At 73.4% G+C, this 13,017-nt stretch carries 14 protein-coding genes; 10 read left to right on the forward strand and 4 right to left on the reverse strand.

The features are described 5' to 3' along the window. Window positions 1-57: 57 nt before the first annotated feature. Complete coding sequence (locus MTR79_RS12295) at window positions 58-1,191, reverse strand: ATP-grasp domain-containing protein (RefSeq protein ID WP_244790143.1); 1,134 nt, start codon at window positions 1,189-1,191, stop codon at window positions 58-60. A gap of 238 nt (window positions 1,192-1,429) precedes the next feature. On the opposite strand from MTR79_RS12295, the gene MTR79_RS12300 reads away from it, so the two are divergent. Next, the gene (locus MTR79_RS12300) at window positions 1,430-2,290 is read left to right on the forward strand and encodes a metallophosphoesterase (protein ID WP_189366412.1); all 861 of its coding nucleotides are present in this window, start codon (window positions 1,430-1,432) and stop codon (window positions 2,288-2,290) included. 221 nt (window positions 2,291-2,511) lie between these two features. On the opposite strand, the gene MTR79_RS12305 is transcribed toward MTR79_RS12300, so the two are convergent. The 3 genes from MTR79_RS12305 to MTR79_RS12315 form a co-directional block, all read right to left on the reverse strand. Next, window positions 2,512-2,751, reverse strand: coding sequence for a hypothetical protein (locus MTR79_RS12305; protein ID WP_048460143.1), 240 nt, complete (start codon window positions 2,749-2,751; stop codon window positions 2,512-2,514). Window positions 2,752-2,889: 138 nt separating this feature from the next. Next, window positions 2,890-3,435, reverse strand: a complete 546-nt coding sequence (locus tag MTR79_RS12310; RefSeq protein ID WP_086704630.1) for a toxin-antitoxin system, toxin component — start codon at window positions 3,433-3,435, stop codon at window positions 2,890-2,892. A 31-nt stretch (window positions 3,436-3,466) separates the two neighbouring features. Beyond that, window positions 3,467-4,117, reverse strand: a complete 651-nt coding sequence (locus MTR79_RS12315; RefSeq protein WP_086704631.1) for a helix-turn-helix transcriptional regulator — start codon at window positions 4,115-4,117, stop codon at window positions 3,467-3,469. Window positions 4,118-4,340: 223 nt separating this feature from the next. Here MTR79_RS12315 and MTR79_RS12320 point away from each other — a divergent pair, with 223 nt between their 5' ends. The 9 genes from MTR79_RS12320 to MTR79_RS12360 all read left to right on the forward strand — a co-directional run bounded on the left by MTR79_RS12320 (window position 4,341) and on the right by MTR79_RS12360 (window position 13,017). Beyond that, entirely contained in the window at window positions 4,341-5,003 is a 663-nt protein-coding gene (locus MTR79_RS12320) for a hypothetical protein (protein WP_244790145.1), read from the forward strand. Window positions 5,004-5,068: 65 nt separating this feature from the next. Next, entirely contained in the window at window positions 5,069-6,232 is a 1,164-nt protein-coding gene (locus tag MTR79_RS12325) for an FAD-binding oxidoreductase (RefSeq protein ID WP_189366414.1), read from the forward strand. After that, window positions 6,229-6,522, forward strand: coding sequence for a (2Fe-2S)-binding protein (locus MTR79_RS12330; RefSeq protein ID WP_244790148.1), 294 nt, complete (start codon window positions 6,229-6,231; stop codon window positions 6,520-6,522). The genes MTR79_RS12325 and MTR79_RS12330 overlap by 4 nt, the downstream gene beginning before the upstream one ends. Further along, on the forward strand, window positions 6,512-7,912 hold the full coding sequence (locus tag MTR79_RS12335; RefSeq protein ID WP_244790150.1) for an NAD(P)/FAD-dependent oxidoreductase: 1,401 nt from the start codon (window positions 6,512-6,514) through the stop codon (window positions 7,910-7,912). Before MTR79_RS12330 ends, MTR79_RS12335 begins: the two co-directional genes overlap by 11 nt. Next, window positions 7,909-8,799: a dihydrodipicolinate synthase family protein gene (locus MTR79_RS12340; RefSeq protein ID WP_244790152.1), complete on the forward strand. Its 891-nt coding sequence runs from the start codon at window positions 7,909-7,911 to the stop codon at window positions 8,797-8,799. The genes MTR79_RS12335 and MTR79_RS12340 overlap by 4 nt, the downstream gene beginning before the upstream one ends. A 13-nt stretch (window positions 8,800-8,812) precedes the next feature. Next, a complete protein-coding gene (locus MTR79_RS12345) occupies window positions 8,813-9,814 on the forward strand; it encodes a proline racemase family protein (protein ID WP_189366418.1) in 1,002 nt (333 codons plus the stop codon). Further along, window positions 9,811-10,479 (forward strand): GntR family transcriptional regulator, encoded by a 669-nt coding sequence (locus MTR79_RS12350; RefSeq protein WP_244790154.1) that lies wholly within the window; start codon window positions 9,811-9,813, stop codon window positions 10,477-10,479. Before MTR79_RS12345 ends, MTR79_RS12350 begins: the two co-directional genes overlap by 4 nt. A 58-nt stretch (window positions 10,480-10,537) precedes the next feature. Then, the gene (locus tag MTR79_RS12355; protein ID WP_244790156.1) at window positions 10,538-11,536 is read left to right on the forward strand and encodes a LacI family DNA-binding transcriptional regulator; all 999 of its coding nucleotides are present in this window, start codon (window positions 10,538-10,540) and stop codon (window positions 11,534-11,536) included. Between the two features lie 137 nt (window positions 11,537-11,673). After that, on the forward strand, window positions 11,674-13,017 hold the full coding sequence (locus MTR79_RS12360; protein ID WP_189366421.1) for a sugar ABC transporter substrate-binding protein: 1,344 nt from the start codon (window positions 11,674-11,676) through the stop codon (window positions 13,015-13,017).

The raw sequence follows: 13,017 nt of genomic DNA on the forward strand, positions 1-13,017 counted from the left end.
TTCAGAAATTTCCGGGAGCCTGTCGATGGGCCCGCTGTCACCCCCGGCGCGGTGGCCCTACTGCAGCGCTCCCGACGCCGCCCGCGCCTCCACGGTCGTGGCCGGCGCCGGCAGGGCGTCCAGCGTGCCCGTGACCGTGGCCGGGCCGGTGCGCTGCCGTGGCACCGTCACCGGCAGCAGCGGGCGGGGCGCGGACACCACCGTGTAGTCCTGGCCCAGGAACGGCGGGCCGATCTCGCCCGGGTCGTCGCCGAGCGCCAGCCGCACGGCGGCCCAGGGCACGTTCACCCCGCACTGAGAGAGCTGGTGCAACCCGCCCGCGGGGCGGGTGTTGACGTCCATCAGTACCGGCCGGTCGCCGAGCATCCGGAACTGGATGTTGGACAGATGGTGCAGTCCGAAGCCCTCCGCGATGCGGCGGGCCGGCTCCAGCCACCGCTCGTGCAGCGTGAAGCCCCGGCGGCGGCCGTGCTTGGTGCGGCCGATCGCCAGCCGGATCCGGTTGTCGGACCCGGTGAGGCAGTCCACGGAGACCTCCGGCTGCTCCAGCCGCGGCATCACCAGCCAGTCGACGGGCTCCTCCGCCCGCCGCAGGGACTCCAGCACCTGGTCGAGCGGGACCTCGGGGCTGGGGAAGCCCTTCAGCTGGGAGAGCGAGAAGGGCTCGCGGGTGATCATGCGGAAGCCGACCCCGCCCGCACCCGACGCGGGCTTGAAGCACGCCCGGTGTCCCAGCCGCTCCAACTCCTCCACCGCGATGAGGAGTTCTTCCGCGTCGCGGGCCCGCCACCACGGCGGCACCGGGACGCCGATCGACTCGACCGCCTGGTAGGCGACCACCTTGTCCTCGAACACGGCCACCGCCTCGGGCGGCGGCGCCAGCAGCGCGGTCCCGGCCGCCTCGAAGTCGGCGCGGTGCGCGACGATCGCGGACTGGTGCAGCCGGGGCACGAACACGTCGATCCCGCGCCGCTCGCACTGGGTGAGCGCGTACTCGACGTACGCCGCGGGGGAGAGGCCCTCCGGCTCCAGCTCGGCCGTGTCGGCCGCGGCGAGGACGGGGGAGTCGGGGTCACCGTGGGTGGCGTGGATCTCGACGGCCCGGTCGCTGGGATTTCGCCGCAGCTGATCCATGAAGAACACGTTCTCCGCGTACGTGCGGTTGAGCCAGACGCGTACGCGAGAGACCATGCAGGCCGCCTTTCAACGGTGTGCGGGCAGGGCGGAGCCGCCCGAGCCCGGGCATGAGGTAGGGAGGTGCACCGAACCGCCGTGCGGAAAAGACGTGTCCATGGCGGTGGTGTAGGGCAGATCATACGACCAAGAAGGGCCGTCCTGATACCACGTCCGGGTGACGGTCCGCGGTTGTTCCGGCGGGGTCGATGTGATCTCGTGGTGAGGTCCGGCGGCTGCTGAAGGGACGACCGTGATGGCGACGGGTGGAGACGGCCCTCAGCTGTGGGCCGTCAGCGATCTGCACATCGGCTACACCGAGAACCGCGACCTGGTCGAGGGCATGCGGCCCGAGTCCGACGGGGACTGGCTGCTGGTGGCTGGTGACGTCGCGGAGACCGTGGAGGACATCCGCTGGGCCCTGAAGACCCTCGCCGGCCGCTTCGCCCGCGTGGTCTGGACGCCGGGGAACCACGAACTGTGGACCCACCCGAGTGACGCCGTCACCCTGCGGGGCGTCGCGCGCTACGAGCACCTGGTCGAGCAGTGCCGCGAGCTCGGCGTGCTCACCCCCGAGGACCCGTACGCGATCTGGGAGGGCCCCGGCGGCCCGGTGGCCGTGGCGCCCCTCTTCCTCCTGTACGACTACTCGTTCCTCCCGTCCGGCTGCACCACCAAGGAGGAGGGACTGGAGTACGCGTACGGCACCGGGGTGGTCTGCACGGACGAGCGGCTGCTCCAGCCCGACCCGTACCCGACCCGCGAGGACTGGTGCCGCGCCCGCGTGACCGAGACGGAACGGCGACTCGCCGAACTCCCCGGGGACCTGCCCCTCATCCCCGTCACCCACTGGCCGCTGCACCGCCATCCGACGGAGGTGCTGTGGTACCCGGAGTTCGCGATGTGGTGCGGCACCACGCTCACCGACGACTGGCACCGGCGGTACCCCGTGCACACCTCGGTCTACGGCCATCTGCACATCCCCCGGACGACCCGTCAGGACGGCGTCCGCTTCGAGGAGGTCTCGGTGGGCTACCCGCGCGAGTGGCGCAAACGCCAGGAACCACCGGGGCGGCTGCGGCGGATTCTGCCCGAGATGGCCAACCCGCAGGGCTGAGTGCGTGCCCGGCGCGCCGGGGAGGGCGGGAGTGTGGGGCGTGCGGGCCCGGCGAGGGCTGAGCGCGCAGTTCCCCGCGCCCCTCGCGGGGCGCCCCGGAAGGGGCGCGGGGAAGTGCGTGACAAGCCCCCACCGGGCCGCAGCCGCCCGACCCCCCGGTCAGGCCCCGGGCACCGCGCGCGTCCAAAAGACACAAGCGTGCCGCGTCCGAGGGGCGACCCTCAGCGTCCGGGATGCCAGTCCCCCACCATCCGGAGGAACTCCTCTTCGTTCCCCGCCAGCCCCGCCCCCTCCAACGCGGCCTCTGCCTCCGCGAGCACGGAAGGCGGGACCACCGGCAGCACGGCCGGCCCCGCCGGGCCGGACCCGTCGCCGCCGAAGGCGGCCCTCACCGTGTGCAGCAGTCTGAGATAGGCCTGGACGGCGGTGCGCTCGCGGTCGGTCAGTACGGCGGTGGGCATCGCTCGGCTCTCCCCGTGTCGTCGTCGTGGGTCCCCGCACCCCCGGCACAAACGGGGGCGCACCACCAGCTTGCCGCCCACCACTGACAATCGGCCCGAGGCGAAGCCCCGTCACCCCGCACGTCCGCCCGGAAGGCGTCAGCTCTGCGGCCCCAGATACCCCAGCGACGCCCCGATCCGCCCCGCCAGATGGTCCCGCTGGACGGGCCCGCGCAGCGACGAACCGGCCAGGTACGTCCGGCACTTGCTGGCCAGCAGCAGCCCGAACGCCTCGGCCTCCTTCTCGTCCGCGAGGTCGAACCGCGTGCGCGCCGCGACCCGCAGCACCGTCGCCCGCAGCGCTTCGTCGTCGAGGGAAGCGCCCCATAACCGGGTCGCGACGTCCGCGCCCGCGCCCTCAACATGGTGTCCGCAGTGGCCGGCCTTCATGTGCCACAGCTCGTGGCCCAGGATCACCAACTGGTGATCGGGCGCCGTGCGTTCCTCGACCACGACGAGATCCTGGTCCGCCATGTCGAGCCACAGCCCGCTCGCGGTGCCCGGCGGGAAGGCCGCCGTGCGGAACAGCACCGGCCGCCCGCGGCGCCGGCTCATCGCCTCGCACAGGGCGGCGTAGAGGTCGGCGGGCCGCGCCGGGACGGGAAGCGTCAGCTCCGTGACCAACTCGCCGCACAGGCGGCGCATTTCCCTACCGATGCCCACAGTTCTCCCCGGGTCACGACTTGGGCCGCTGGACGCTCTCCAGGAGCATGTCCAGCCACTCCGCGACCTTGTCGCGGTGCTGGTCGGTGGGCAGCTGCGCAGCCCGCCAGGCGATGCCCCGCACCCCGTGGTCCTGCAGCAGCCGCTCGAGCGGATCGTCGGCCGCCGTGGCCGACTCCCGCTCCGCGAGTTTCTGGAGCAGCTCCTGCTCGGTGTGCTGGAGGGCACTCGCCAGCGCCTCCGGGTCCTCGGCGGTGAGAAAACCGGCGTGCACCCGGAAGAACCGCTGGAGGGCGTCGCAGTGCTCCATGGTGGGCCGTCGGTCGCCGTTGATGAGCGCGCCGGCCTGCTGCCGGGACATGCCCGCGCCGTCGGCGATCTCCTGCTGCGTGTACTTGCGGCCGTTCGGCTTCAGCCGCGTACGGCGCAGCAGGTCCAGCCGCTGCAGGAACCGCGCCTGCACGTCGGGCTCGCCCGCGGGCTGCCCGCTCAGCAGCGCCTTGACCACGGGCTCCGGGACACCGGACGCCACCGACAGCCTGCCCACCTCGAAGACCTCGCTGTGCGCCACGCCGAGCCGGTCGGCGAGTGCGGTGACCCGGGCGACGACGGCGAGCAGCGCGTTCGTCGGCGCGGTGCCCGGACCCTCGAAGCCACCCGTCACCGAAAGATCTCCTACGTCTCTCACAGGCTTCTCACAAGCGATTGCCGTGAACCTCACGGAGACTAGCCGGTGTATCGAACTTGCATCCAGGTCTCGCCACAACTGTGGCCAATTTCGGCCGTCAACCGTCGCGGAATGCCACGATAGTTGACATGCCGATGCTCCGGGCAGCAGGATCGGGGCGCCGCGTCAAGGCCGCACAGGCAAGAGGGGTGACCTCCCGATGGCATTTCAGGCAGGAGGGCAGCGGCCGGCACCGCGGCCCGGCCCCGGGACTCCCGAGGCCGCCCAGGACTATCTGCGGGACTACGCCGTCCTGCTGGACTCCGTTCCCTTCCCGTCGCTGGTCGTGGACCACCGGTGGGACGTCCTGCTCACCAACGGCGCCTTCCGGACGCTTTTCCAGGGCGTGGAGCCGCATCCGACGGCCCACCCCGGCGCCAACTTCCTGCGCTTCGTGCTGTTCCACCCCGACGCCGCCACCGTGCTGGGCGACCACGAGGCGAGCTGGTGCCTGCCCATGCTGGCGGACTTCTCCGCGGCCGCCGAGCGGCACCCGCACGACCCCGTGCTGCACGCCGTGCGGCGCGACATCGCCCAGGACCCGATCATGGACGCCGCCTTCCGGCACGGTCTGCCGCACTGGCTGAGCGCGGTGGGCGAGCGGGCCGCCGGACACGACGGCTCCGTCCGGCCGCTGCTGCACCCCGACCCCCGCTGGGGCGCCACGGAGTGCCGCCTGCTGGTGGAGATCACCTCCGTGCTCGAGGAGATGGAGTGCCGCAGGGTGACGCTCGTACTGCGGGAGACGCCCCGCGCCGCCGGCCGTGACCGCCGAACCCGCCGCGCCGCCTCCCACCTGCGCGTGGTCCCCACCGTCGGCTGAGCATCCTCGGAATCGTCCGTTTCCGCCCTGTTCCCCACCCCTGTGATGTGTGACATAGTACAGGCGTGAGCGAGTCGCTGACCTGCGATGTCGTGGTGGTGGGCGCCGGGATGACGGGCGCCGCCTGCGCCCTGTACGCGGCTCGCGCCGGACTCGACGTCACCGTCGTGGACCGCGGCCCCGTGGCCGGCGGGACGACCGGCGCGGGGGAGGGGAACCTCCTCGTCTCCGACAAGGCGCCCGGACCCGAGCTCGACCTGGCCCTGCTGTCCCTCCGGCTGTGGGCGGAACTCGCCGCGCTCCACGGCCCGGAGGTCGAGTACGACGCCAAGGGCGGCCTGGTCGTGGCGGAGACCCCGGAGGCGTACGACGGGCTGCGGGCGTTCGCCGACGCCCAGCGCGCCGCCGGGGTGACCGTCGAACCCGTGCCCGCCGACCGCCTCCGCGACGTCGAACCGCGCCTCGCACCCGGCCTCCCGGGCGGGGTGCGCTACCCGCAGGACGCCCAGGTGATGCCCGCCCTCGCGGCGGCGCACCTGCTGAGGGCCTCCGGAGCCCGCCTGCTCACCGGCCGCGAGGTGACCCGTGTCCTGCGCGCCCGCGACGGCACCGTGCGCGGCGTCCGCACCCCGCGCGGCGACGTCCACGCCCCCGCGGTCGTCAACGCGGCCGGTACCTGGGGCGGCGAACTTGCCGCCCGCGCCGACGTGTTCCTGCCGGTCATGCCGCGGCGCGGCTTCGTCCTCGTCACCGAGCCGCTCCCGCCCCGCATCCGGCACAAGGTGTACGCCGCCGACTACGTCGCCGACGTCGCGGGCGACACGGCGGACCTGCTGACCTCCCCGGTGGTGGAGGGGACGGCCGCCGGGCCGGTCCTCATCGGCGCCGGCCGCGAACGCGTCGGTTTCGACCGCTCCCTGTCGCTGCGGGCCGTACGGGCGCTGGCGGCGGGGGCGGCCCGGCTGTTCCCGTTCCTGTCCGAGGCGCGCGTCCTGCGCACGTACGCCGGGTTCCGGCCGTACCTGCCCGACCATCTTCCGGCGATCGGCCCCGACCCGCGGGCGCCGGGACTGTTCCACGCCTGCGGGCACGAGGGCGCGGGCATCGGACTGGCGCCGGGCACGGGGCTGCTGATCGCGCGGGCGCTCACCGGCGAGACGCCCGAGCCTGCCCTCGCGCCCTTCCGGCCCGACCGCTTCCCCCGCCCGACGAAGGAGGCCCCGCGGTGAGAACTCCCGAAGACGGCGGCCCGGGGCGCGCGTTCGAGGTGACCTTCGACGGGCGGCCGGTCGAGGCGCTGCCCGGCCGGACGGTCGCCGCGGTGCTGTGGGCGGCCGGCGTCACCTCCTGGCGCACCACTCGCGACGGCGGACGCCCTCGCGGGGTGTTCTGCGGCATCGGCGTCTGCTTCGACTGCCTCGTCACCGTCAACGGCCGCCCCAACCAGCGGGCCTGCCTGGTCCCGGCGCGTCCGGGGGACGTCATCCGCACCCAGGAGGGCACCGGGCATGAGGACTGACCTAGCGGTGATCGGCGCGGGCCCGGCGGGGATCGCCGCGGCCCTCGCGGCGGCGCGGCGCGGTATCCGGGTCGCCCTGGCCGACGCGGCGCCGGGGCCCGGCGGACAGTACTTCCGTCAGCCCGCGCCCGGTCTCGGCGCGGAAGGCGCCGTCCCCCGGAACGCGCGGCGCACCTGGACGCGGCTGCGGGACGCCCTCGCCGCGAGCACCGTCGACGTACGGCCGGAGCATCATGTCTGGTGCGTGGAGCGGGAGTCCGGCCGGCTGACGGTGCACGCTCTGCTCGGGCCGGAGCAGCGGGCGTCCGTCGAACTGCGCGCCGACGCCGTGCTGCTGGCCACCGGCGGGTACGAGACGGTCCTGCCGTTCCCCGGCTGGACCCTGCCGGGGGTCGTCACGGCGGGCGGCGCGCAGGCCATGCTCAAGGGCGGCCTCGTCACCCCGGGGCACGCGGTCGTGGTCGCCGGGACCGGCCCGCTGCTGCTGCCCGTGGCCACCGGACTCGCTGCGGCGGGCGTCCGTGTCGCCGCGCTCGTCGAGTCCACCGACCCCGCACGCCTGCCGCGCCACGCCCGCGCCCTGGCCGGCAAGCTGCCCGAGGCGGCCGGGTACGCGGCGCGCCTGCTGCGTCACCGGGTGCCCGTGCTGACCCGGCACACCGTGGTCCGCGCCCACGGGGAGGAACGGCTGACCGGCGTCACCGTCGCCGCCCTCGACGGGCGGGGCCGCGTCCGGCCCGGCACCGAGCGGCTGCTGCCGTGCGACGCCCTCGCGGTGGGACACGGGATGCTGCCGCACACCGACCTCGCGGAGACCCTCGGCTGCCGGCTCGACGGCCACGCCGTCGCCGTCGACGCCGAACAGCGCACCGACGTACCCGGGGTGTGGGCGGCCGGCGAGGCCACGGGCGTCGGCGGGGCGGCCCTCGCACTGGCCGAGGGGCACATCGCGGGACGCTCGATCGCGGCCCGGCTGCGCGGCACGGCACCCGACGCGGACACCTGGGCGCCGGCCGCCCGGGCCCGCGCCCGGGGGCGTACGGCCGCGGCGGCCCTGCACGCCCTGCACAGCCCGCCCGCCCACTGGGGCGAGGACGTCCCGGACGACACGGTGATCTGCCGCTGCGAGGAGGTCACCGCGGGCGCCGTCCGCGAGGCCCTCACCCTCGGCGCCGGTGACACCCGCACGGTCAAGCTGCTCACCCGCGCGGGGATGGGCTGGTGCCAGGGCCGCGTGTGCGCACCGGGGGTGGCAGCCGTCACCGGCTGCCCGCCCGCACCGGCCCGCCGCCCCTTCGCCCGCCCGGTCCCCCTGGGCGTCCTGGCGGCACAGCACGACCGGACCACCCCGCACGACGACCACCCGCGCCCCGAGGAAGGATCCCCATGACCGATCACCGCCCCTGGCGGGGTGTCCTCGTCGCCACCGCGCTGCCCCTGCGCGACGATCTGACCGTCGACCTCGACCGGTACGCCGAGCACTGTTCGTGGCTCGTGGCGAACGGGTGTGACGGGGTCGTGCCGAACGGGTCGCTGGGGGAGTACCAGGTGCTCACCCCCGAGGAGCGTGCCCGGGTCGTGGAGACGGCCGTCGCCGCCGTCGGCGGGGAACGGGTGATGCCCGGGGTCGCCGCCTACGGGTCCGCCGAGGCGCGCCGCTGGGCCGAGCAGGCCGCCGGGGCCGGTTGCCGGGCGGTGATGCTGCTGCCGCCCAACGCCTACCGCGCCGACGAGCGGTCCGTCCTCGCCCACTACGCCGAGGTCGCCCGTACCGGGCTGCCCGTCGTCGCGTACAACAACCCGGTCGACACCAAGGTCGACCTGGTGCCGGAGCTGCTCGCCCGGCTGTACGGCGAGGGGTGCATCCGGGCCGTCAAGGAGTTCTCGGGGGACGTGCGCCGCGCCTACCGGCTCGCCGAACTCGCGCCCGAACTCGATCTGCTGGCCGGCGCCGACGACGTACTGCTGGAGCTCGCCGTCGCCGGGGCGAAGGGCTGGGTCGCCGGATACCCCAACGCCCTGCCCCGCTCCTGCGTGGAGCTGTACCGCGCCGCGACCGGCGGGGACCTCGCCACCGCGCTGCCGCTGTACCGGCAGCTGCACCCCCTGCTCCGCTGGGACTCGCGCGTGGAGTTCGTACAGGCGATCAAGCTGTCCATGGACCTCCTCGGACGCCACGGCGGGCCCTGCCGTCCGCCGCGCGTCCCGCTGGCCCCGGAGCAGGAGGCGGCCGTGCGCGCCGCCACCGAGAAGGCCGTCGCGGCCGGACTGGCGTAGAGGAGGCCGGGAGATGCGCAGCTCACTCGTCCTGCACGCCGTCGACTCGCACACCGAGGGCATGCCCACCCGTGTGATCACCGGCGGTGTCGGCGTCATCCCGGGTGCCACGATGAACGAACGACGCCTGTGGTTCCGTGAGCACCGGGACCACGTCAAGCAGTTGCTGATGAACGAGCCGCGCGGGCACGCGGCGATGAGCGGCGCGATCCTCCAGCCGCCGACCCGCCCCGACTGCGACTGGGGCGTCGTCTACATCGAGGTGTCCGGCTACCTCCCGATGTGCGGGCACGGCACCATCGGCGTGGCCACCGTGCTGGTGGAGACGGGCATGGTCGAGGTCGTCGAGCCGGTCACCACCGTCCGCCTGGACACCCCCGCCGGGCTCGTCGTCGCCGAGGTGGAGGTCGCGGACGGCTCCGCCACCGCCGTGACCCTGCGCAACGTGCCGTCCTTCGCCGTCGCCCTGGACCGCGAGGCGACCCTGCCCGACGGCCGCACGGTCACGTACGACCTGGCGTACGGCGGGAACTTCTACGCCGTGCTGCCGCTGGAGCAGTTCGGACTGCCCTTCGACCGCTCCCGCAAGGACGACGTCCTCGCGGCCGGGCTGTCCCTGATGGAGGCGATCAACGCCGAGGGGGAGCCCGTGCATCCCGAGGACCCGTCCATCCACGGCTGTCATCACGTGCAGCTCACCGCGCCCGGCTCCACGGCCCGGCACTCGCGGCACGCGATGGTGATCCACCCCGGCTGGTTCGACCGCTCCCCGTGCGGCACCGGCACCAGCGCCCGCATGGCCCAGCTGCACGCCCGCGGTGAACTCCCCCTGCACACCGAGTTCGTCAACGAGTCCTTCATCGGCACCCGGTTCACGGGCAGGCTGCTCGGCACCACCGAGGTGGCCGGGCGCCCCGCCGTGCTGCCCAGCTTCACCGGACGCGCCTGGATCACGGGCACCGCCCAGTACCTTCTGGACCCGAGCGACCCGTTCCCCGCGGGGTTCGTCCTGTGAGCGCCGGCGGCCCCGCACTGCCCGCCCTCGGCGGACGCGGCCCCAGCTACCGGGAGCGGGTCGCGGACGCCCTGCGGGCCGCGCTGATCGCCGGTGAACTGCGGCCCGGCGAGGTGTACTCGGCGCCGGGGCTCGCGGCCCGCTTCGGCGTCTCCGCCACGCCCGTGCGCGAGGCGCTGCTCGACCTCGCCAAGGAAGGGCTGGTCGACGCCGTCCCCAACAAGGGGTACCGGGTCACCGCCGTCTCCGAGCGGCAGCTCGACGAATACACGCACGTGCGCGCCCTGATCGAGATTCCGACCACGGCGGCGCTGGCCGCCACGGCCGACCCGGCCGCGCTCGCCGCACTCCGCCCGGTCGCCGAGGAGATCGTCGCCGCCGCGGCGGCCGGGGACCTCATCGCGTACATCGACGCCGACCGGCGCTTCCATCTCGCCCTGCTCGCGCTCGCCGGGAACGCCCATCTCGTCGAGGTGGTCCGGGACCTGCGCCGCCGCTCCCGGCTGTACGGACTGACGGCGCTGGCGGAGCAAGGGCGGCTGCGGGCGTCGGCGGAGGAACACCTTGAACTCCTCGACGCGCTGCTCGCCCGCGACACCGAGGCCGTACGCGTGGTGATGACCCGTCACCTCGGACATGTAAGAGGGCTGTGGGCAGCGCCCTGACCAGCTGTTTTGCGCGATTATGCAAGCAGCTTGCGTATATTGCGCTAGGCTTGCGGCCATGACGCGACGACTTGCTGTGGTGGCGAAGAAGGTCGGAGTCAGCGAGGCCACGGTCAGCCGGGTGCTCAACGGCAAGCCGGGAGTCTCCGAGGCGACCCGGCAGGCGGTCCTCTCCGCCCTCGACGTGCTCGGCTACGAGCGGCCCACCCAGCTGCGCGGCGAGCGCGCCCGGCTGGTCGGTCTGGTCCTGCCCGAGCTGCAGAACCCGATCTTCCCCGCGTTCGCCGAGGTCATCGGCGGCGCGCTGGCCCAGCTCGGGCTCACCCCCGTGCTGTGCACCCAGACCCGCGGCGGGGTCTCCGAGGCGGACTACGTCACCCTGCTGCTGCACCAGCAGGTGTCCGGCGTGGTGTTCGCCGGCGGCCTGTACGCCCAGGCCGACGCCCCGCACGACCACTACCGGCAGCTCGCCGAGCGCAACATCCCCGTCGTCCTCGTCAACGCGGCCATCGAGCACCTCGGTTTCCCGGCCGTGTCGTGCGACGACGCCGTGGCCGTCGAGCAGGCCTGGCGCCATCTGTCCTCCCTCGGGCACGAACGCATCGGCCTGGTGCTCGGCCCCGGCGACCACGTACCGTCGGCGCGCAAGCTGGCGGCCGCGCGGGCGGTGGCCGGCGAGGTGCCCGACGAGCACGTCGCCCGCGCCATGTTCTCCATCGAGGGCGGCCACGCCGCGGCCACCCGGCTCATCGAGCGGGGCGTCACCGGCTTCATCTGCGCCAGCGACCCCCTCGCCCTCGGCGTCGTACGCGCCGCCCGGCGCAAAGGGCTCGACGTCCCCGGCCAGGTCTCCGTCGTCGGCTACGACGACTCCGCGCTGATGAACTGCACCGAACCCCCGCTCACCACCGTGCGCCAACCCATCGAGGCCATGGGCAAGGCGGTGGTGGAACTGCTCAACGCGCAGATCAGCGGCAGCACGGTGGCCCCCGAAGAGCTCCTGTTCGAACCGGAGTTGGTGGTGCGCGGCTCGACGGGGCAGGCACCACGCGACTGACCTTCCGTCAACTGTCGGATATTTTCAAAGTCTGCGCGACATCTTGCGGACCGATGTCGTCGGTGCTTGAGTGTGCCCCGCCTCACCGCTCCTGTTCGGAGGGGTTCACTCGCTCCCGTCCCGTAAGGGGTCCACCGATGAGAAGCACCGGGATCCGCCGTACCCTCCTCGCGCTCGGCGTCGGCGCCCTCGCGCTGACGGCCTGCGGCTCGGACGGCGACGACGCCGCCGACGGCAAGACACGCATCACCGTCAACTGCATGCCGCCCAAGAGCGCCAAGGTCGACCGCCAGTTCTTCGAGGAGGAGACCGCCGCCTTCGAGAAGAAGAACCCGGACATCGACGTCGTCCCGCACGACGCGTTCCCCTGCCAGGACCCCAAGACGTTCGACGCCAAGCTCGCCGGCGGCCAGATGGAGGACGTGTTCTACACGTACTTCACCGACGCCCGGCACGTCGTCGACATCGGCCAGGCCGCCGACCTCACCCCGTACGTCGAGGAGCTCAAGAGCTACGACACCGTCCAGCGGCAGCTCCGCGACATCTACACCGTCGACGGCAAGATCTACGGTATCCCCCGCACCGGCTACTCCATGGGCCTGATCTACAACCGGGAACTGTTCGAGAAGGCCGGCCTCGACCCCGACGCCCCGCCCGCCACCTGGGACGAGGTCCGTACCGCCGCCAAGAGGATCGCCGCGCTCGGCGACGGCGTCGTCGGATACGCCGACTACAGCGCCCAGAACCAGGGCGGCTGGCACTTCACCGCCGAACTGTACTCCCGGGGCGGCGACGTGGTGAGCGCCGACGGCAAGAAGGCCACCGTCGACACCCCCGAGGGCCGCGCCGTGCTGCGGACCCTCCACGACATGCGGTGGAAGGACGAGTCCATGGGCAGCAAGCAGCTGCTCGTCATCAACGACGCCCAGCAGATGATGGGCTCCGGCAAGCTCGGCATGTACCTCGCCGCCCCCGACAACATCCCGATCCTCGTCAAGGAGAAGGGCGCCGAGTACAAGGACATCGCCATCGCCCCCATGCCCGGCGGCAAGGCCACCCTCGTCGGCGGCGACGGCTACATGTTCAGCAAGAAGGCCACCCCCGAGCAGATCCGCGCCGGCCTCAAGTGGCTCGACCACATGTTCCTCACCCCCGGCGACGGCTTCCTCGGCGACTACGCCCGCGCCAAGAAGCAGGACGCCCCCGTCGGCCTGCCCGAGCCCCGCCTCTTCACCGGCGCCGCCGACGCCAGGGACCAGCAGGTCAAGAAGGCCAACGCCAACGTCCCGGTGGAGAACTACCAGGCCTTCCTCGACGGCAACCAGAAGCTCGAGATGAAGATCGAGCCGCCGCACGCCCAGCAGCTCTACTCCGTCCTCGACGGCGTCGTCTCCGCCGTCCTCACCAAGGAGGACGCGGACGTCGACCAGCTGCTGAAGGACGCCTCCGGCAAGATCGACGGCATCCTCTCCCGGAGCTGA

The organism is Streptomyces sp. BJ20 (genome assembly GCF_022869105.1).
GTDB lineage: Bacteria > Actinomycetota > Actinomycetes > Streptomycetales > Streptomycetaceae > Streptomyces > Streptomyces griseoincarnatus.

Excerpts from the sequence above, each read along its gene's own strand:
- MTR79_RS12295 (WP_244790143.1), bottom strand. The coding sequence starts at position 1,191 with ATGGTCTCTCGCGTACGCGTCTGGCTCAACCGCACGTACGCGGAGAAC.
- MTR79_RS12300 (WP_189366412.1), top strand. The coding sequence starts at position 1,430 with ATGGCGACGGGTGGAGACGGCCCTCAGCTGTGGGCCGTCAGCGATCTG.
- MTR79_RS12305 (WP_048460143.1), bottom strand. The coding sequence starts at position 2,751 with ATGCCCACCGCCGTACTGACCGACCGCGAGCGCACCGCCGTCCAGGCC.
- MTR79_RS12310 (WP_086704630.1), bottom strand. The coding sequence starts at position 3,435 with ATGCGCCGCCTGTGCGGCGAGTTGGTCACGGAGCTGACGCTTCCCGTC.
- MTR79_RS12320 (WP_244790145.1), top strand. The coding sequence starts at position 4,341 with ATGGCATTTCAGGCAGGAGGGCAGCGGCCGGCACCGCGGCCCGGCCCC.
- MTR79_RS12335 (WP_244790150.1), top strand. The coding sequence starts at position 6,512 with ATGAGGACTGACCTAGCGGTGATCGGCGCGGGCCCGGCGGGGATCGCC.
- MTR79_RS12340 (WP_244790152.1), top strand. The coding sequence starts at position 7,909 with ATGACCGATCACCGCCCCTGGCGGGGTGTCCTCGTCGCCACCGCGCTG.
- MTR79_RS12345 (WP_189366418.1), top strand. The coding sequence starts at position 8,813 with ATGCGCAGCTCACTCGTCCTGCACGCCGTCGACTCGCACACCGAGGGC.
- MTR79_RS12355 (WP_244790156.1), top strand. The coding sequence starts at position 10,538 with ATGACGCGACGACTTGCTGTGGTGGCGAAGAAGGTCGGAGTCAGCGAG.
- MTR79_RS12360 (WP_189366421.1), top strand. The coding sequence starts at position 11,674 with ATGAGAAGCACCGGGATCCGCCGTACCCTCCTCGCGCTCGGCGTCGGC.